Annotated in this window: 19 protein-coding genes and 1 tRNA gene; 10 read left to right on the top strand and 10 right to left on the bottom strand. The window is 59.3% G+C overall.

Annotation, left to right across the window (positions count from 1 at the left end; genetic code table 11):
* Positions 1-41 precede the first annotated feature (41 nt).
* A complete protein-coding gene (locus tag BUE92_RS00850) occupies positions 42-257 on the bottom strand; it encodes a hypothetical protein (RefSeq protein ID WP_003191339.1) in 216 nt (71 codons plus the stop codon).
* 177 nt (positions 258-434) lie between these two features.
* Here BUE92_RS00850 and BUE92_RS00845 point away from each other — a divergent pair, with 177 nt between their 5' ends.
* The 8 genes from BUE92_RS00845 (at position 435) to BUE92_RS00810 (ending at position 8,165) form a co-directional block, all read left to right on the top strand.
* Complete coding sequence (locus BUE92_RS00845) at positions 435-791, top strand: metalloregulator ArsR/SmtB family transcription factor (protein ID WP_073521556.1); 357 nt, start codon at positions 435-437, stop codon at positions 789-791.
* Between the two features lie 19 nt (positions 792-810).
* On the top strand, positions 811-2,094 hold the full coding sequence (locus BUE92_RS00840; RefSeq protein ID WP_073521555.1) for an arsenic transporter: 1,284 nt from the start codon (positions 811-813) through the stop codon (positions 2,092-2,094).
* A gap of 11 nt (positions 2,095-2,105) precedes the next feature.
* On the top strand, positions 2,106-2,588 hold the full coding sequence (locus BUE92_RS00835; RefSeq protein WP_073521554.1) for an arsenate reductase ArsC: 483 nt from the start codon (positions 2,106-2,108) through the stop codon (positions 2,586-2,588).
* 159 nt (positions 2,589-2,747) lie between these two features.
* The gene (locus tag BUE92_RS00830) at positions 2,748-3,359 is read left to right on the top strand and encodes a LysE family transporter (protein WP_073521553.1); all 612 of its coding nucleotides are present in this window, start codon (positions 2,748-2,750) and stop codon (positions 3,357-3,359) included.
* A gap of 318 nt (positions 3,360-3,677) precedes the next feature.
* On the top strand, positions 3,678-3,971 hold the full coding sequence (locus BUE92_RS00825; protein ID WP_073521552.1) for a hypothetical protein: 294 nt from the start codon (positions 3,678-3,680) through the stop codon (positions 3,969-3,971).
* 236 nt (positions 3,972-4,207) lie between these two features.
* Positions 4,208-6,922, top strand: coding sequence for a magnesium-translocating P-type ATPase (gene mgtA, locus BUE92_RS00820; RefSeq protein ID WP_073521551.1), 2,715 nt, complete (start codon positions 4,208-4,210; stop codon positions 6,920-6,922).
* A 64-nt stretch (positions 6,923-6,986) separates the two neighbouring features.
* The gene (locus BUE92_RS00815; RefSeq protein WP_003191350.1) at positions 6,987-7,334 is read left to right on the top strand and encodes a DUF2493 domain-containing protein; all 348 of its coding nucleotides are present in this window, start codon (positions 6,987-6,989) and stop codon (positions 7,332-7,334) included.
* Positions 7,335-7,352: 18 nt separating this feature from the next.
* Positions 7,353-8,165, top strand: a complete 813-nt coding sequence (locus BUE92_RS00810; protein ID WP_073521550.1) for a hypothetical protein — start codon at positions 7,353-7,355, stop codon at positions 8,163-8,165.
* Here the strand turns inward: BUE92_RS00810 and BUE92_RS00805 are convergent.
* Positions 8,162-8,869 (bottom strand): tellurite resistance TerB family protein, encoded by a 708-nt coding sequence (locus tag BUE92_RS00805; RefSeq protein WP_073521549.1) that lies wholly within the window; start codon positions 8,867-8,869, stop codon positions 8,162-8,164. The two genes, BUE92_RS00810 and BUE92_RS00805, sit on opposite strands and share 4 nt — an antisense overlap.
* 125 nt (positions 8,870-8,994) lie before the next feature.
* Here BUE92_RS00805 and BUE92_RS00800 point away from each other — a divergent pair, with 125 nt between their 5' ends.
* The gene (locus BUE92_RS00800; RefSeq protein ID WP_073521548.1) at positions 8,995-9,522 is read left to right on the top strand and encodes a DinB family protein; all 528 of its coding nucleotides are present in this window, start codon (positions 8,995-8,997) and stop codon (positions 9,520-9,522) included.
* Positions 9,523-9,629: 107 nt separating this feature from the next.
* Here BUE92_RS00800 and BUE92_RS00795 read toward each other — a convergent pair whose 3' ends face one another.
* Positions 9,630-10,106, bottom strand: a complete 477-nt coding sequence (locus BUE92_RS00795) for a hypothetical protein (RefSeq protein ID WP_073521547.1) — start codon at positions 10,104-10,106, stop codon at positions 9,630-9,632.
* A 223-nt stretch (positions 10,107-10,329) separates the two neighbouring features.
* On the opposite strand from BUE92_RS00795, the gene BUE92_RS00790 reads away from it, so the two are divergent.
* Positions 10,330-10,416 (top strand) — tRNA-Leu (locus BUE92_RS00790).
* 218 nt (positions 10,417-10,634) lie between these two features.
* Here the strand turns inward: BUE92_RS00790 and BUE92_RS00785 are convergent.
* The 7 genes from BUE92_RS00785 to pstS form a co-directional block, all read right to left on the bottom strand.
* Positions 10,635-12,494 carry a calcium-binding protein gene (locus BUE92_RS00785; protein WP_073521546.1) on the bottom strand — a complete coding sequence of 620 codons (1,860 nt, stop codon included), beginning with the start codon at positions 12,492-12,494 and terminating at the stop codon, positions 10,635-10,637.
* A 366-nt stretch (positions 12,495-12,860) separates the two neighbouring features.
* On the bottom strand, positions 12,861-13,478 hold the full coding sequence (locus BUE92_RS00780; RefSeq protein ID WP_073521545.1) for a hypothetical protein: 618 nt from the start codon (positions 13,476-13,478) through the stop codon (positions 12,861-12,863).
* Positions 13,478-14,176: a hypothetical protein gene (locus BUE92_RS00775; RefSeq protein ID WP_073521544.1), complete on the bottom strand. Its 699-nt coding sequence runs from the start codon at positions 14,174-14,176 to the stop codon at positions 13,478-13,480. Before BUE92_RS00775 ends, BUE92_RS00780 begins: the two co-directional genes overlap by 1 nt.
* A gap of 56 nt (positions 14,177-14,232) precedes the next feature.
* Entirely contained in the window at positions 14,233-14,994 is a 762-nt protein-coding gene (gene pstB / locus BUE92_RS00770) for a phosphate ABC transporter ATP-binding protein PstB (RefSeq protein ID WP_019817112.1), read from the bottom strand.
* A gap of 76 nt (positions 14,995-15,070) precedes the next feature.
* Entirely contained in the window at positions 15,071-15,964 is an 894-nt protein-coding gene (gene pstA / locus BUE92_RS00765; RefSeq protein WP_003191515.1) for a phosphate ABC transporter permease PstA, read from the bottom strand.
* Positions 15,964-16,929, bottom strand: a complete 966-nt coding sequence (gene pstC, locus BUE92_RS00760) for a phosphate ABC transporter permease subunit PstC (protein ID WP_003191517.1) — start codon at positions 16,927-16,929, stop codon at positions 15,964-15,966. The genes pstA and pstC overlap by 1 nt, the downstream gene beginning before the upstream one ends.
* Positions 16,930-17,003: 74 nt before the next feature.
* Positions 17,004-18,035: a phosphate ABC transporter substrate-binding protein PstS gene (gene pstS, locus BUE92_RS00755; RefSeq protein ID WP_054919120.1), complete on the bottom strand. Its 1,032-nt coding sequence runs from the start codon at positions 18,033-18,035 to the stop codon at positions 17,004-17,006.
* Positions 18,036-18,790 lie beyond the last annotated feature (755 nt).

Here is an 18,790-nt window from a genome sequence, read left to right as displayed (position 1 = left end):
GCATGCCAGCACGAACGAAGGCTTGTCTTGAACGATCTTGCTCAGGCGAGCTTGACCGAAACCTGCTCCACCGAATCCCGCGCTTCGCGCAATTCATACGCATCCTGGTTCAGCCGGTGGATGGTATTGAGCAGGCGCTGGCGCAGCACTTCATCGCCGAGTTTTTCCACGGCGCGCATCAGGTCAAAGGCCGCGGTTTCGTTATTTTCCGCGACGGAATCCAGGGTCTTGCGCAGGTTGCGGGTGGCTCGGGTCACGCGGGGTCTTCCTTCATCAGCAATGGGCAGGCACGTTAGGACATTTGTGTTTCATTTTAATTTCAAACAGTTGTGGCGCTTTCAAAGGGTTTTGATCCATATCAATTGAAACAAGATTTGACCTACACATATGGAAATACGTATATTCGAATATATCTACTTGAAAAGTCCTTGACCATGTCAGACCTCTTCTCGCCTCCCACCCTGTTCAAGTGCCTGGCCGATGCCACCCGTTCACGGGTGACCTTACTGATCCTGCGCGAGGGCGAACTTTGCGTGTGTGAATTGATCCATGCCTTGGACGACAGCCAGCCAAAAATCTCCCGTCATCTCGCGCAATTGCGCAGTTGCGGGCTGCTGGTGGACCGACGTCAAGGGCAATGGATCTACTACCGCATCAATCCGGCCCTGCCCGCTTGGGTTACCCAGGTGCTGGACACCACCCTACAAGCCAACCAGCCATGGTTGCAGGACGACGCACTGCGTCTGAATGCAATGGGCGACAGACCACAACGGGCCAGCACCTGCTGCTGAGCCATCGGAGCTTTTATTCATGCTTGTCGCAATTGCGATTTTCCTCGCCACCATCGTGCTGGTCATCTGGCAACCCAAGGGCCTGGGCGTCGGCTGGAGTGCCACACTGGGCGCGATCCTCGCGCTGGGCTGCGGAGTGATCAGCCTGGCGGACATCCCCGCGGTGTGGCACATCATCTGGAACGCCACCGGCACCTTCGTCGCGCTGATCATCATCAGCCTGTTGCTGGACGAAGCCGGTTTCTTTGCCTGGACGGCCCTGCATGTGGCGCGCTGGGGCCGGGGTCGCGGACGGCGGTTGTTTGCCTATATGGTGTTGCTGGGGGCGCTGGTATCGGCGCTGTTTGCCAACGACGGTGCGGCGTTGATCCTGACGCCTATCGTGATGTCGATGCTGCTGGCCTTGCGCTTTTCCCCGGCGGCGACCCTGGCCTTCGTCATGGGCGCAGGGTTTATCGCCGACACGGCGAGCCTGCCGCTGGTGGTGTCGAACCTGGTGAATATCGTGTCGGCGGACTATTTCAAGATTGGCTTCAACGAATACGCCGCGGTGATGGTGCCGGTGAACCTGGTCAGTGTCGCTGCCACGCTCGCGGTGCTGCTGTGGTTTTTCCGCCGGGATATTCCGCAGAGCTACAACCCGTCCGACCTGGAAGACCCCGCCAGTGCCATCCATGACCGTGCGACATTTCGTGCCGGCTGGTGGGTACTCGGTATTTTGCTGATCGGCTGTTTCGCCCTGGAACCGTTGGGCATTCCCATCAGTGCGATCTCGGCGTTCTGTGCGGTACTGCTGCTGGTGATTGCTGCCAAAGGCCATCAGATTTCCACGCGCAAAGTCCTCAAGGAAGCCCCGTGGCAGATCGTGATTTTTTCCCTGGGCATGTACCTGGTGGTCTATGGCCTGCGTAACGCCGGCCTGACCGACTACCTGGCCACCTGGCTCGACACCTTCGCCACCTATGGTGTGTGGGGCGCGGCCATGGGCACAGGGGTGCTGACCGCGCTGCTCTCATCAGCCATGAATAACCTGCCGACCGTGCTGATTGGCGCTTTGTCCATCGAGTCCAGCCATGCCGTGGGCGTGGTCAAGGACGCGATGATCTATGCCAATGTGATCGGCAGCGACCTGGGCCCGAAAATCACCCCCATCGGCAGCCTGGCCACCTTGTTGTGGTTGCATATCCTGGCACGCAAAGGCATCACCATCACCTGGGGTTACTACTTCAAGGTCGGGATCGTGCTGACCCTACCCGTGCTGCTGATCACCCTCGCCGCCCTCGCCTTGCGCCTGAGCATCTAAAGGAGACTGCAATGAAAGTACTGTTCATGTGTACCGCCAACAGCTGTCGCAGCATCTTGTCCGAAGCGATGTTTAATCACATTGCGCCAGAGGGGTTCGAGGCGATCAGCTCGGGCAGTTTTCCCAAGGGGCAGGTGTTGCCCCGTAGCCTGAGCACGCTGCAGGCGGCGGGCATCAGCATCGAAGGTTTGTACAGCAAGGGCAATGACGCCTTTGAAGGCAGCCCGCCGGATGTGGTCATCACCGTGTGCGATAAAGCAGCCGGTGAAGCGTGCCCGGTGTATTTCGGCCCGGCGCTGAAGGCACATTGGGGCTTGGAAGACCCTTCCGAGGTGCAAGGGAAGGAGGCGCAAGTAGACGCTGCATTCAAGGCCACCCTCGACATTATCACCGCACGCTGCGAGGCTTTTTTTGCGCTGCCCTTTGCACGTCTATCGCCGGATGAATTGAAGGCTGAACTCCACCGCATTGCCTCAACGCCGCAGCCTTTGTAGGAGCGAGCTTGCTCGCGAAAAATTCATAGGCGCAGCGTTCATTCAGGCAACACGCCTTATCGTTGACGTTTTTCGCGAGCAAGCTCGCTCCTACAGACGGCATGGTATCCGCCTCCCGGACTGACGTATGCTCTGGCACTTTCTCGAAAGGAGCTGAGCATGCTGTCGATTTTTGTTTATGCGCTGGTATTCGGCTTCGTATTTTGCCTTTCCCCCGGCGCCGTACTGGCAGAGACCCTGCGCCGCGGCTTGCTCCATGGCTTCACGCCGGCGTTGTTGGTGCAGTTCGGCTCGCTGGTGGGCGATGCCGTCTGGGCCGTGATTGGCCTCACCGGTATCGCACTGCTGATCCAACATGATGCAGTAAGGGTTCCACTTACAATCGTCTGCGCGCTGTACCTGGCCTGGCTGGGCATTCGCAGCCTGATTGATGCCTGGCAGTTACCGGCAATGGACAACGCCCCTGCCAGCTCAGGCAAAAATGCGTTGGCGGTGGGCGCGGCGATTTCCTTGGCTAATCCGAAAAACATCGTCTACTGGGGCGCCTTGGGCAGCGCACTGTCGGGGATTGTCGGCACCACCCCCAGCCACGGGCAGACCCTGATGTTTTTTGCCGGCTTCATGCTGGCGTCGGTACTCTCGTGTTTTCTTACCGCCGCCTTGGTGAACCTGCTACGCAAGAACGCATCACCGACTTGGCAGCGTGTGAGTTATGCGGCCTGCGGTTTAGTATTGATCTATCTGGCACTCCTCGCCGCGCAAGGTATATGAAGTTATCCCGCCAGCAACTTGCACACGCCTCTTGTCTGAACAAACTCTGAACACCGGTTAATTTAATTAATCATACGTTGACATTCACTGACGCCCTGAGTAGATTGCCCGTGCCCGCAACTGGGGCCTTTTTTAAACCTCACAAAAGAAGCCAATGGACACAGTATCTAGTCGCTGTCCGAGCACCGCCTCTGCGGGCATCGGGCGCCAAACCCAGAATATGACAGGACTCGCGTTCCAGGTCCGGTAAGCTGCGCTAGAGCTTGATGCTCCACCGTAACTGCCTCACCGGTCGCCCGTCCGGTCCCGAGGTGTGTTATGACCTTCCAACTCCTTGTTTTGCCTGATACACGCACACTGGTCGCAGCCCTGCGCGCCAAGCTGTGCCGAGCGCCGGTGGGCTTTTCGCCAACCCGCTCGACCTTTGCTGCACCCTCCCCTCAAGTGCGCCCGGCCCCGCCGCTGGCGCACTGGCGTATCTGCCCTGAAAGCGGCCACCTGGTGCAGCACTGGGATCATGCCGACCCTCAAGACCCGCAGAGACCCCAGGTTTCCCGCCTGGCGCAAGCGCGCTTGATGCTCGGTCTCTACCTGAGCACTCGCGCCGCCTGACCTGGCTGGAAACAGCAACTTTCTTAGTGATGACCCTGGAGTTCTTTATGAACACGTCCAGTAGTAGCCTGCTGCACGCTAGTTAACTAGCGTGCTGTTAGCGGGCCCTTCAGAAGTTATGTGATTACTTTATTTAAACCGATCGCGAAGTCCGCGACTCGGCATGCTTTCGCTCGCCTGTCTGCAGGTAAGTAGTGGGTATGTTTTGTCGAGAATTGGCGACAGGAGTACAGACAATGAGCGCCGTAAAAAACACGCCTCTGCACAAGAAAAATAGCACCGCCCCCGACACCAGGCTGTCGATGCGTGCCGCCCGCGAAGCCCACAATGGCCTGGCGGCCACCCTCGCCAATGTACGGGCCACCCAGGACGGCCTGACCGAGCTGGACGCCTCGGCGCGCCTGCAACGGGAAGGCTATAACGAAGTCGCCCACGACAAACCGCCACACGCGATCATCCAGTTCCTGCAGGCGTTGAACAACCCGTTCATCTACGTACTGTTGACCCTGGGCGGCATCAGCTTTGTGACTGACTGCTGGCTACCGATGCAAGAAGGCGAAGAAGCCGACCCGACCAAGGTCGTCATCATCATGACCATGGTGTTGCTCAGCAGCCTGCTGCGTTTCTGGCAAGAACACCGCTCGGCCAAATCCGCAGAAGCTCTCAAGGCCATGGTACGCACCACCGCCACCGTGCTGCGCCGCGAGCAGGTTGGCGCCCAGCCGGTCTTGCGCGAAGTGCCGATGCGCGACCTGGTGGCCGGCGACATCGTGCAGCTGTCAGCCGGCGACATGATCCCCGCCGATATCCGCCTGATCGAGTCCCGCGACCTGTTTATCAGCCAGGCCGTGCTGACCGGCGAAGCCTTGCCGGTGGAGAAGTACGACACCCTGGGCGATGTCACGCAAAAATCCGCCTCTACCCTGGCCGCCGACCAGGGCAACCTGCTGGACCTGCCGAACATCTGCTTCATGGGCACCAACGTGGTCAGCGGCCGCGCTAAAGCAGTGGTGGTGGCAACGGGGCCCCGCACTTACTTTGGCTCCCTGGCCAAGGCGATTGTCGGCTCGCGGGTGCAAACCGCCTTCGACCGGGGCGTGAACAGTGTCAGCTGGCTGCTGATCCGCTTCATGCTGGTGATGGTACCCATCGTGTTTTTCCTCAATGGCTTCTCCAAGGGCGACTGGGGCGATGCCTTCCTGTTTGCGCTGGCAGTGGCCGTCGGCCTTACCCCGGAAATGCTGCCGATGATCGTCAGCGCCAACCTGGCCAAGGGCGCCACGGCCATGGCCAAGCGCAAAGTGGTGGTCAAGCGCCTCAATGCGATCCAGAACTTCGGCTCGATGGATGTGCTGTGCACCGACAAGACCGGCACCCTCACCCAGGACAAGATCATCCTCGAGCATCACGTCAATGCCTTCGGCCAGCGCGATGACGCCGTGCTGTCCCTGGCCTGGCTCAACAGCTTTCACCAGAGCGGCATGAAAAACCTGATGGACCAGGCGGTGGTGCAGTTCTCGGAACAGAACCCCAAGTTCCAGGTGCCGTTTGCCTACAGCAAGGTCGATGAATTGCCGTTCGACTTTGTCCGTCGTCGCCTGTCGATCGTGGTCAAGGATGCCGCCGGTGACCAGTTGCTGGTATGCAAGGGCGCGGTGGAAGAGATGCTGAGCATTTCTACCCATGTCATGGAGGCCGGCGAAGCCTTGCCCCTGGATGACCGCCGTCGTGAGGCGCTGCTGGCGCTCGCCAATGACTACAACGAAGACGGTTTCCGCGTGCTGGTGGTAGCGACCCGAAATATCCCCAAAGCACTGGCACGCCAGCAGTACACCACCAGCGACGAGCGCAACCTGGTGATCCAGGGCTTCCTGACCTTCCTGGACCCGCCGAAGGAAACCGCAGGCCCGGCCATTGCGGCGCTGCAACAGATTGGCGTGGCGATCAAGGTGTTGACCGGCGACAACGCGGTGGTCACCAGCAAGATCTGCCGCCAGGTTGGCCTGGAACCCGGCCAGCCGCTGCTGGGCGTGGAAATCGAAGCCATGGACGACGCCACCCTGCTGCGCCGCGTAGAAGAGCGCACGGTATTCGCCAAGCTCACGCCGCTGCAAAAATCCCGCGTGCTCAAGGCCCTGCAAGCTAACGGGCACACCGTCGGCTTCCTCGGCGACGGCATCAACGATGCACCAGCGCTGCGGGATGCCGATGTGGGGATTTCGGTGGACAGCGGCACCGACATCGCCAAGGAATCGGCCGACATCATCCTGCTGGAAAAGAGCCTGATGGTGCTCGAAGAAGGCGTGCTCAAGGGCCGCGAAACCTTCGGCAATATCATGAAGTACCTGAACATGACTGCCAGTTCCAACTTCGGCAACGTGTTCTCGGTGCTGGTGGCCAGTGCGTTCATCCCGTTCATGCCGATGCTGGCGATCCACCTGCTGCTGCAGAACCTGATGTACGACATCTCCCAACTGGCCCTGCCGTGGGACAAGATGGACAAGGAATACCTGGCCAAGCCACGCAAGTGGGATGCGAAAAACATCGGCCGCTTCATGATCTGGATCGGGCCGACCTCGTCGATCTTCGACATCACCACCTTTGCGCTGATGTGGTACGTGTTCTCGGCCAACAGTGTGGAAATGCAGACGCTGTTCCAGTCGGGCTGGTTTATCGAGGGGCTGCTCTCGCAAACCCTGGTGGTACATATGCTGCGCACCCGCAAGATCCCGTTCTTCCAGAGCACCGCCGCCTGGCCGGTGTTGATGATGACCTGCATCGTGATCGCCCTGGGCATCTACGTACCCTTCTCGCCTCTGGGCACCCTGGTGGGCCTGCAACCGCTGCCGCTGGCGTACTTCCCATGGCTGGTGGGCACCTTGCTGGCTTACTGCTGCGTCGCCCAACTGATGAAGACGATCTACATCCGCCGCTTCAAACAGTGGTACTGACCCTCCCCGCCGTTCAAACGCAGGCGGCCGCCCGGTCGCTTGCGTGCAATACAAGGATTTGCTCATGCGCGTGTTGATCTGTGCAGGTCGTCATTACGCCGACACCAAAAAGTCCCGCCATGTGCTGGACGCTTACCACCGCCTGCGCCCGGTGCAGGTACTGATCCACGGCGGCAACCAGTTCCTTGGCAGTGAGATCGAGGAATGGGCGCGGGAAATCGGTATCGACGTGGTGCGTTACCCACCCAATTGGCAGCGCCACGGCAAACAGGCGGAACGCCAGCGCAACCACTTCATGCTGGCCGACAGCCGCCCCGATCTGATCATCGCCCTGCCGGGTGGTGACGATACCTCGGAGCTGGTTTGCCAGGCCAAAGCCAGCGGCATTTCGGTGCTGACCGTAGAAAGCTGAACTCAAGCGAGGTGCATCATGCACAAAAAACACACGCCGACACGCCGCGACGGGTTTGCCAAATATCGCGCACGCCACTCTCGCCACACCCTGCTGTTACTGCCGCCAGCAAAGCGCCGTGCATTGCAGCGCAACCTGATCTTTATCGGCATGACCCTGGGCCTTGTCCTGGTGGTCGCGTTGATTTCAAAAGCGCAAGCCGCAGGCGGCGCTTATGTGGTCGACGACGGCGCGATCAATGCGCCGGGTGAATGCAATGTCGACGCCTGGTACAGCGCCCAGCGGCACGCGGGCAATACCCATAACAGCAGCTTGTCGCCCGCCTGCACGTTCAGCGCCATGCCAGCCGTGCAATGGGGCGCCGCGTTGTCACGGGCCGTGGATGCAGGCAAAGGCGAGACGCAGATCAGCCCGCAAGCCAAGGTGCAGGTGCTGTCACGGCAAGACTTGGGCCTGGAACTGGCGATGGCTGTCGGGGCGCATGTCGCGCTGGATCGCCATCACGGGTTTGACGGCGCAGACCTGAACATCCCGCTGACATGGCAACCCCTGGCACCCTTGCGCCTGAACCTGAACGCCGGCTGGAGCCACGCCTATAACGACGGTGATCAACAACATCGCCTGACCTGGGGCACAGGGTTCGAATATCAGTTGGCAGAGAAGCTCACGCTGATTGGCGAGCGCTATGGCCAGGAAGGCGGCGAACAGGCCTGGCAGGCTGGGCCACGTTTGCACATTGGCGAATGTGTCGACGTGGACCTGCTGGTCGGGCGCAGCCTGATTGGCGAGCGTGCCCAGTGGCTGACCACTGGGGCGACGCTGAGGTTCTAGGCTTTGGCCTGCTGTTCCAGATGCAGCTTCAATTGCGGATCGATTTGCAACTGACCGGCCAGCGCGTCGAGGTAATTGCGCTCGGCGTCCTGCTGATCATTGACCAGCATCACGCTTGCCAGGTAGATCTCCGAAGCGAGTGCCGGGTCATTGGCATACTCGGCAAAATCGGTGGCATCCAGGGGCTTGGCGACTTCGTCTTTGAACCACTGCCTCAATTGAGAGTCGCCGGTATGTTGGCTTAACTCGTTATCGATCATCTGTTGCTCTTGTCCATCGATCTCGCCATCCGCCTTGGCCGCCGCGATCAACGCGCGCAAGACACCGTGGCTATGGGCTTCGGCTGCTGGCCCGTCAAGCTGGTCAACGGTCTGGATAGCTTGCTGCGGTGCCGAGGCCTGTTGGCGCTGCCAGGCTTGATAGGCCTGGAAGGCGGCCATCCCCAGGGACGCCAGCGCCGCGTAGTTCATCCCACCGCCGCTACGCGCCTGGGTAGTACCACCTGACGGAGCGCCGCCCAACAAGCCACCCAGTCCACCCAGGCCACCGAGTAAACCACCCAAACCGCCGCCAGCCGAAGATGCATTGCCTGTTCCCGCGCCCTTAAACAACCCTCCGAGCAATCCGCCCAGGCCGCCGCCCGACGCGCCGGCGCCTTGCTGCCCTGCACGCAACAGTTGTTCCAGTAGATCGCTGGTATTCATGGTGTCGCCCTCCCGGGGCGCAATAATGGCGTTGATCAAACATAGTCCGCCCCCGATGGAACACCATGACCGTCGGGCGGGCAAGCTTTATGATGGCGCCATCACGCCGACAAGGGAGAACCGCGGTGAACCGCATCGAGCACATTGCGCTGATGGCCACCTATAACCAATGGATGAACCGCAAGGTCCACGACGCCGCCAGCACCCTCACGCATGCGCAGTTGACCCAGGACCGCCAAGCGTTTTTCGGTTCGATCTTCGGCACCTTGAACCACCTGATGCTGGGTGACACCGTCTGGCTCAAGCGCTTTGCCGAACACCCGGCCAACTTTGCGGCCTTGGCGCCGCTGAACGGGGTTGCCACGCCCAGCGACCTCAAGCAACTGGCCTTCGCCAGCCTTGCCGAACTAGCGGCCCATCGCGCCTGGCTGGATCAACTCATCATCGAGTGGGCCCACAGCCTGCACGAGCCCCATCTCGACCAACGCCTGCGCTATCACAACATGCGCGGCGTGGCCGCCGAAAAGCCCTTCTTCGGTTTGCTGGTGCACTTTTTCAACCACCAGACTCACCACCGCGGCCAGGTGACGACACTACTGAGCCAGGCATGTGTGGACGTGGGGGTTACCGACTTGCTGGCACTGATTGATTGAAAGCCGACACGGTCAATGTGGGAGCTGGCTTGCCTGCGATGGCAGCGCCGCGGTGTGGCAGACATACCGAGGTGGTCGCATCGCAGGCAAGCCAGCTCCCACACTAATCATTTCACCTTGCTGCTCAAGGTTTCCACACTGCGCTTCAAATCATCCAGGCTGCGCTTGAGGCCTTCGATCTCGCTTTTCTGCCGCTCTATCGCGCTCTTCTGCTCATCCACCGTACGCTTGAGACTCGACAGCTGACTGTCACTGCTACTGGCACTCGAACCGTCCTTGCGCTTGAACTCATCAAACGCACGTTCCTGCCCCTCCACTTTGCTTTTCAAGCTTTGCAGTTCGCTTTGACTCTGTTTTTGCCCTGCTTGCAGCGACTCGACATCACCCACCGAAACACCCGACGGCTTCAGCACATAGGCACCGCCCACATCCATCGAGCCGGCCGTCAACTTGTCTGAAGACGACGCACTAAATTCGCCCCACTGCACCGCACTCCCCGCCTGCGCCAGGTTGAACGCGCCAGTGCCCAACAACCCCGCTACACCTGCGGCCATGATCCAAGCCTGCTTACGGATACTGAGCATCAAACGACTCCCTGCGAAATGCCGAAATGGCATATCGCTATGACTGTCATTTGTGAGGCTTGTTCCTGGGTTGCGAGCGTTCATCAGGACTTGGCACAAAGGTCATGTAGATCACTGATCTGCCAAGCTTTTTCACGCGCATCCTTATGAGGGAAAACCGGCTTGGAGGTTGCGCTGAAGCGGCTGGATCTATATATTCCCAACCCTGTTACACCGCGCTACCGCCCGAATGGCGAAACTGGTAGACGCATGGGACTTAAAATCCCCCGCTCGTAAGGGCGTCCCGGTTCGATTCCGGGTTCGGGCACCATAGATATCAAGGGCTTGCCAGGGAAACCTGGGCAGGCCCTTGTCTTTTCTGTTCCGCAATTTCGAACCTCGCTCCGCAAACCCTTCCCCGGCGTCCAGCCAAACAAAATCTGGCACTGCTTCTCGTACGGGTCCACTGCTATGACACGATAAGAAAGAAAAAACCCCACAGCATCAACGACCCTGTGAGGTTATATCGCCAGCTTTACCGATCCCGCATCAAACCACGCTGATCATCTCTGCACTCAACTGCGCCGCATTGAACCCCACCAAGGTGACACTGCTGTCCCCCGCCAGAATCACGCTGTCACTGCCGTGCTGGGTAGTCGCACCGAGCACAGCATCGGCGCTGGCAAACAGCGACTTGGCGAACACCAGCAGGTCTTTCCCATTCTGATGAATGTTGAAGTCACTGATCACGTCGTGACCGAACCCGCGTTGGTCGAAAACAAACAGGTCGCTGCCCACGCCACCGCTGAGTTGGTCATTACCCTGCCCGCCGATCAAGACGTCATTGCCATTGGCGCCATACAGCGCGTCGTTACCCGTGCCGCCCAGCAGTGTGTCGTTGCCCTCACCGCCGTGCAGCAGGTCATTGCCGGCGCCACCGTCGAGCCGGTCATTGCCGTTCTGGCCGAATATCAGGTCGCGCGCGGCGGTGCCTTTGAGGGTGTCGGCCAGCTGGCTGCCTTCGATGGATCTGGCATACGCCTTATCGGCGCCGAACAGGCCTTCGAAGTCGAGTTTGCCACTGGTCACCGTATAGGCCGGCGTGAGGGCCTCGCCGATACCACCGAAGAGCCCGCCGAGCACGGGCACATGCCCGAGGCTGTTGGCCAGGCCGGTTTCGAACTCTACATGCTCTACGCCGTGCAATTCCTTCAGGCCATATTGGGCGCTGCTGTCGTTCAGAAACAACGTGCCATCGCTGAGTTTCACCGCTTCGTAGGAAGACGCGGTGCCTTTGAGGAAGACTTTATCGTTGCCTTCGCCGCCAGCGACGATATCGGTACCGGTACTCACTCGGAAACTGTCGTCACCCTTGAACCCGTCGAGAAAGTCATCGCTACGACCGTCCTGCAGCTTGTCCGAACTGTCGGTGCCCAGCAGGAAGGCCGGTGTGCCGTAATGGTTGGAGGTGGCGGTCTGTTTGTCGCTGACCCAGGTAAAGCTGCGGCTGATGGCGTCGAGGTTGCTGATGATGATGGTGCTGTCGCGCTCGATGTAATCGTAGAAGGTCGATTGGGCGATACGCTGGATAGGGTTGATGAAAATGCCTTCCAGGTGCGCGGCCCATCCTGACAGGTTGGCAATCGAGAACGGGCCGTTGGGCCAGGTTGGCAGCGCGTAGATCGTGTCGAACAGCACGATGTTGTCGGTGGTCGAGGTGTAGCTGGCGTCACTGCCTTGAAGCGCATCGATAATGGCGCTGCCCACGTTGGTCTCTTGACCCGTGAGACGGTGGACCACATCGTTTTCAAAACCGAAGTTGAAGATTCCGTCGCTGTTGCTGGACTTGGGCGACTCCATGCCAAAGTAGTCCGAATCCTTGAAAAAACCATCTGCCAAAGTGTCCTTGCCGATATACATGCTGTTGGTGACAGAGCCACCTTGGCTGTAGCCGGTTACCAGAACATCTTTGCCGCTCAGATTGTGGTCGGTGGCGTAATCCTTGATTGAATTGAGCAGGTAGTCGTAGCCGTTGATATAAGAGTTATCGATCATCGCCGGCCAACCCAGCAGATCAATTGGCGAGTTGGTGCCGGCAATGGAAAAACCCATTTTGACTAATTGGCCGCTGTCATCGTATTGACCAAACACCCTGGCTTGAGAACCAAAGACGCCGTCGCCGGTAAAACTTCCAGTGATGTCGGTGTGGCTGCTATCAACCTGCAGTTCGCTCGCGCCGATCTCACGCCAGCCCTTTGGCAGCGCGAAGGTGTTGCCCTCGCCCAGCACAAGCCCCGGGATGTTGTAGAGCGCGCCTACGGTGGCAACACCACTGGTATAGGTGGCGAGGTTCCAGGCATCTGAAATCAGGACGCGGGCGTCTTGCCCCTTGTAATCGAATATAGCCATGTCAGTACTCCTTGAGCCCAGCGATCAACACCGAAAGTCAACGGTAATACCTGATACGTCGGGCTAAACAATATGCATTGAAGTTGTTGTTGTGCATTCTGTTCAGGCTGCTTCGTTTCTTAATATCAAGGTTGACCATTAAGGAAGCTCGTCAACACTAGCCTAGAAGTGCCGCCGTAAAGTGACCGACTATCGGATGGTAAGGGTATGTAATTAGGGATATAGACGACAAAAGCGCCATAAGCGCTATTTGTCGAACAAGAAGGGAAGTGTTGTGTTGTTCGTGACTAATGAGTCAAAGAAACTCAAACCCTTATAGCAAGTTGTGAACTGCAATAAGGGGTCAAGTTCAGGCTTCTCTGGACTTCAGGAAGAATAAACCTCAGCACCTTGGCATACAGGCTGCTTGAACCTGGGCAATCGCTGGCGGGCCAGTTGCGCCTGCACGCCCGCGACCGCTTCAAGCACTCTTTGCGCCCAGTGCTCATCCTGTGGGTCAACCACCACCACGCGAAAGCCGTGGTCGTTGCCTTCAAGGCGCACGCCCTCGGAATCATCCACGTGCAAATCAATGTCGAAGGCCGGCGGAAATTTCGAGGGGGTGTTCGACAGCCCATGCACCGTAAGGGCGTGGTTATGCCGCACGCTGTTGACCACACCGTCGACACGGATGCCGTACAGCATCAGCCAACGCCTGATGTAGGAAGGCGCCCTGCCCGATGAGGTGTAGACCCAGATACTGCAACCCTGGCGCCGCAGCTCCCGCGTCAACGAACGGGTGCCAATACGCAGCGGTTCTCCCCACCAACGATGAGCGCAGGCCGGTAGCCAACTGCTCTCGACGTCAGCGTGGTGGAGTTGGCAAGCCAATGTGTCGTCGATATCAAAGGAGATGCGTACGCGCGGGCGCCTGGCGGCACGCGTGAGGATCGCTTGCTGGATGGCTTGCACGGCTCGGCGGGCGAGTGTTGGATACCGGCGCATTAATGGCCTCCCTGATAAATAGGCTGTGGTGCGTCGCTCAAGAAAAACGCCTTGGGATCCGGGGCCTGTTCCTCCAGGAAGGCGGCGTACTTTTTCTTGATCTTGGGCAATTCATACAACGCCTTGACGCCATGTTTGGCCGAGTTACGGATTACCGAGGAAGGATTGAAGTAACCCTCGGCATTTTCCAGCGTCAGCACGAACGGTGGCAACCCGGCACGCATCAGCAGATAACTGACGATCAGCGAGCCACTGCGGTTGTTGCCTTCGATGAACAACTGCGGCTTGCTGAGGATGCGCACATACACACCGGCCGCCCGCTTCCACACCGATTCACTGCGATACGCGCAGTACCAATTGAACAAGTCCTTGATACCACCCTCAACGTTGTTGAAAAAGTGCTCCTCGGTGGCGGCCAGGTGCTGCGCGTATTCCACGCGGCGCGCCGGGTCGCTACCGCAGAGCACCGTGGCGTTGATCTCCAGCATCAGGTCCAGATGATGAAGGTCAAACAGGTCAACGCCCCGTGCGACATAGTCGTCAACCAGCGCGTAGCCTTCAAGCACGTTGTGCAGCACTTCGTCGGTCAAGGGGTCGCGCGGCTCGGTAAATTGCGTGCTGAGCTCGGCAAAGCGGCTCTGCACTTTACGGAGCGCGCGTTCAATCGCTGACAAATCAAGACGATGCGTTGCAGACATTGGCATTCCTGGGCTGACGGTGGCGCACGTGCGGCTTTTATCGAACATGGCGTGGCTCAGCTGAACTTGCCGCTGATGTAATCCTCGGTCATTTGTTCACGCGGGCTGCCAAAGATCTGCGCGGTCGGGCCCATTTCCACCAGGTAGCCGGTACGCGTGCCCTGGGAAATATCCACCGAGAAAAACGCCGTGGTGTCCGCCACGCGGATAGCCTGCTGCATGTTGTGGGTGACCAGGGCGATGGTGTAATCCTTCTTCAGTTCCACCATCAGTTCCTCTACCCGGCGAGTCGCAATAGGGTCGAGTGCCGAGCAAGGCTCATCGAGCAACAGCACTTCCGGCTCGGTGGCGATAGCGCGGGCAATACACAGCCGTTGCTGCTGGCCACCGGAGAGCGACAGGCCGCTGACCTTGAGCTTGTCCTTGACTTCATCCCACAGCGCAGCGCCTTGCAGGGCGTGCTTGACGCGGTCGCCCAGGTCGCCTTTGTAGCGGTTCAGGCGCAGGCCGAAGGCGACGTTGTCGAAGATGCTCATGGAGAACGGGTTCGGCTGCTGGAACACCATGCCGATGTAACGGCGCACCACCACTGGGTCTACACCCTTGCCATACACGTCCTGCCCCAGGAAATGCACGTGGCCCTCGAAGCGAAAGCCTTTCACCAGATCATTCATGCGGTTGAGGCTGCGCAGTACCGTACTTTTGCCGCAGCCGGACGGGCCGATGAAACCAGTGATCTTGTTTTTCTCGATCGGCACATGACTGTCACGCACCGCCATGAAATTACCGTAGAAAATCCTGTCCAGCTTGCAGTCCATGACCACAGGCGATTGGGTGACAAACGGAGCGGCTATTTGCGCAGTTGAGACGTTCAAGATTCAGATGCTCCCGTTCTTAATACTTAGGCTTGCCGAAGATACGGCTCACAATATTCACGACCAGCACGATCATCACCAACACCAACGAGGCCGCCCAGGCGAGCTCCAGCTGGTTGTCGAAGGGCATGCCGGAAAAGTTGTAGATCAACACTGCAAGGGAGGCCGTCGGGTTCATCACCGCCAGGTCGCCGTCGTGGTAGATCCAGTAGTTGCTGAACAGCGCGGTAAACAGCAGCGGCGCGGTTTCGCCCGCGGCACGTGCCACTGCAAGCATTACGCCGGTGAGGATCGCTGGCAGGCCGGTCGGCAAGATGATCTTCCAGATCACTTGGGAGCGGGTGCAGCCCATGCCGTAGGCGGCGTCCTTCATGATCTTGGGCACCATGCGCATCGACTCTTCAGCCGTCAGCACCACGATGGGCAGCATCAGTACCGCCAGGGCCACGCCGCCTGCCGGTGCCGAGTAGGTGCCGGTGGTCATCACCACCAAGGCATAGGCAAACACGCCGGCCAGGATCGAAGGCAAGCCGGTGAGCATCTTGGCGGCAAAGCGTGCAGCGTTGGCCAACTTGCTGTCCGGCCCCAGTTCGGCCAGGAAGATCGCCGCCATGATGCCGACCGGCACCGCAATCGCCGCAGCGATACCGACCATCACAAAGGTGCCTGCCATGGCGTTGCCGAAACCACCGCCCGTTTCGAAGCCGGTGGGCGGCAGCTCGGTGAACACCTCCAGGCTCAGGCGGGCGCCGCCACGGGTGATCAGCATGTAGAGCACGGAAATCAGCGGCACGCTGGCCAGCAGCGCACCCAGCCATACCAATGTGGTCAACACCAGGCTGCGCAAGGCGCGGCCTTCGAACTTGCGCTGCAGGCTCGGCACAGCGGTGATAGGGGATGTGAGATTAGTCATCATCGGTTACCCCGTTGGGCGTAGAGCATGATCATGGAACCGATGACATTCACCAGCAGGGTGATGAACATCAAGACTAGAGCGGCGTACATCAATACCTCCACCTCGTTGGGCCCGGCTTCGGGGAAGTTCAGCGCCAACAAGGCTGCCAACGTGTTGGCCGGCGCGAACAGCGAGAGGGAAATGTTGTTGGCGTTGCCCACCAGCATCGCCAGCGCCATGGTTTCGCCCAGCGCACGGCCGAGGCCGAGTACCAGGGAGCCAAAAATACCGGTGGCGGCGGATGGCACCATCACCTTGAGGATCGCCTCCCAATGGGTGGTGCCCATGCCGTAGGCGGCCTGCTTGGTTTTCATCGGTACGCTGGTGAGCGCGTCCTGGGACACGGCGGCAATCGTCGGCAGAATCATGATGGCCAATACCAGCGCCGCAGGCAGCAACCCCGGCCCGCTCAAAGACGTGCCGAAAAACGGAATCCAACCCAGTTCGCTGTTCAACCAGGTGGTCAGTGGCCGAATGGCCGGGATTACCACGTAGATGCCCCACAGGCCATACACCACGCTGGGGATGGCAGCGAGCAATTCAACGATGGTGCGAAACACCGCCGCCAGCTTGGCCGGCAGAAAGTCCTGAGTCAGGAAAATCGCCATGCTGACACCGAAAAAGCCGGCAATCAGCAGCGCGATAAAAGCGCTGTAGAGCGTGCCCCAAATGGCCGGCAGGATCCCGTACTTGCCCTGGTTAACGTCCCAGACGCTGCCAAAAAGCACATCGAACCCGTGCTTTTCCATGCCTGGCAAGGCCTTGCGTCCCACCTCGAATACCAAGGCTGCGACCAACGCCAGAATCAGTACCACCCCGATTCGCGCGAGCCCACGGAAGGTGCGATCGACCAGGAAGTCTTTGGCCGAGGGAGGTTGGCAGGCAGAATCCCGGTTAACCGGTACGACGAAAGGTTTGTTCATTGGCTAATTCCGGAACAGGGGGGAAACGCCCCCGGCGAGGCAAACAGCCCACACCGAGAGCGGCCTCACGGGTGTTACTGAATGTTGGCGGAGGCTTTGCGAACCTGCTCCACCACCGATGGCGGCAGCGGGATGTACCCCATCGAGTCGGCGATTTTCTGCCCCTCGGTCAGGCTGTACTCAACCATTTCGCGCATGGCCTTGGCCTTGGCAGGGTTGCCGTTGTCCTTGCGGAAAATCATCCAGGTGTACGAGGTGATCGGGTAAGACTTGGCACCGTCCGGGTCCGGCAACCAGGCCACCAGGCTTTCCGGCATCTTCACTGCGGCCAGGGCCTCGGCGCCGCTTTCGGCGTTCGGCACCACGTACTGGCCGGCCTTGTTCTGCAACTGGGCGAAGTCAACCTTGGCCAGTTTGGCGAAGCCGTACTCGATGTAGCCAATCGCGCCTGGGGTCTGGCGTACGGTGGCGGTCACACCATCGTTCTTGGGCGACTTGATGAATTTGTCGCTGGCCGGCCAGTTGACGGTGTTGCCCTCCCCCAGTGCCGTTTTGAATTCAGGGTTGATGGTCGCCAGGTGCTTGGTGAATACCGCCGTGGTGCCGCTGGAGTCTGCGCGCACCACCACGGTGATCGGCGTGTCGGTGAGCTTCAGGTCCGGGTTGGCGGCGACGATCTGTGGGTCGTTCCACTTGGTGATCTTGCCCAGGAAGATATTGGAGTAGACATCGCGTGGCAGCTTGAGGCCCTTGGGATTGCCCGGCAGGTTATACGCCAGCACGATTTCACCGGCGGTCATTGGCAGCAGTTGCACGCCCTCGGCGACCTTGGCGATGTCTTCGTCTTTCATGGCCGAGTCACTGGCGGCGAAGTCGACGGTTTTATTCAGGAAGTCCTGCACACCTGCGCCGCTGCCCTTGGACTGGTAATCCACGGTGACGCCAGCGGTCTTCTTGCTGAAATCCTTGAACCAGGTGAGGTAGATCGGTGCAGGGAAGCTGGCGCCGGAGCCGGTGAGGCGCACGTTTTCGGCGGCGAAGGTCAAGGAGGAGGCACACAGGGATACCGTGACGGCGAGTGCTGCGGACTTCATCAAGCTTTTCATTAAAAGGAACTCGTTGTGGTGACGGGCTCCCGAACTGTGAAGCAGGGTTGTTACATTTTTATGAAAATTGAATGGCGAGATGGCCTTTTGTCCCGCTTTGCCGCCACAGCGCTGTATTTTTAGGTCATGGGTTAGTAACAAATTACGACTAAAGTGCTGTCATCCCTCTAGCGGTACTGTTCTTGTGGCGAGGGAGCTTGCTCCCGCGACGGTCAACGCCGATCCAACTGACGCTCCGCGATCCAACTGTGGGAGCTGGCTTGCCTGCGAAGGCGGCCTTAAAGGCGACCAGGATCTCTGGTCAGACCGTGTACATATCCGTTCCTGCGGTAATGGCTGCTATTGGTTCCGCTTTTACAGCGGGTCACTTTTGAAAAGAGCCGGAATGCCGGCCCAGCCAAAAGTAACCAAAAGGCTCTTGCCCCACCACTCGGCACCTCGCTTTGGCTCGGTGTGCCCGTAATCCGCCAGTGATTTGGGGGGCCGCCGCCACGCGCCATCCATGGCGCGGGGCGGCTAAACCGGCATCCCTGCCGGTTTACCCCCCAAATCCCTGTCGAATTCCGGCCAGCGTGGTTTAACGGGGCGCCTAAGATCAAAAGCAGATCAAGATCAAGAACGGCTCGCTCCCCCGGTGTCAGGGTAGTTGTCGTGTCCCCCGCTTTTTGAAAAGCATTCCGGGGGCGGCAAGAGTATGGTCATGCCTTTCTACTCAGAAGAACGTAAAGCTGCGCTGCTGAAAATGATGCTTCCGC

Origin of the sequence: Pseudomonas fluorescens (assembly GCF_001902145.1) — a bacterium.
Taxonomy (GTDB): domain Bacteria; phylum Pseudomonadota; class Gammaproteobacteria; order Pseudomonadales; family Pseudomonadaceae; genus Aquipseudomonas; species Aquipseudomonas fluorescens_BV.
Note: the sequence above shows the minus strand (reverse complement) of the source record. Positions and strands in the feature narration are given on the sequence as shown.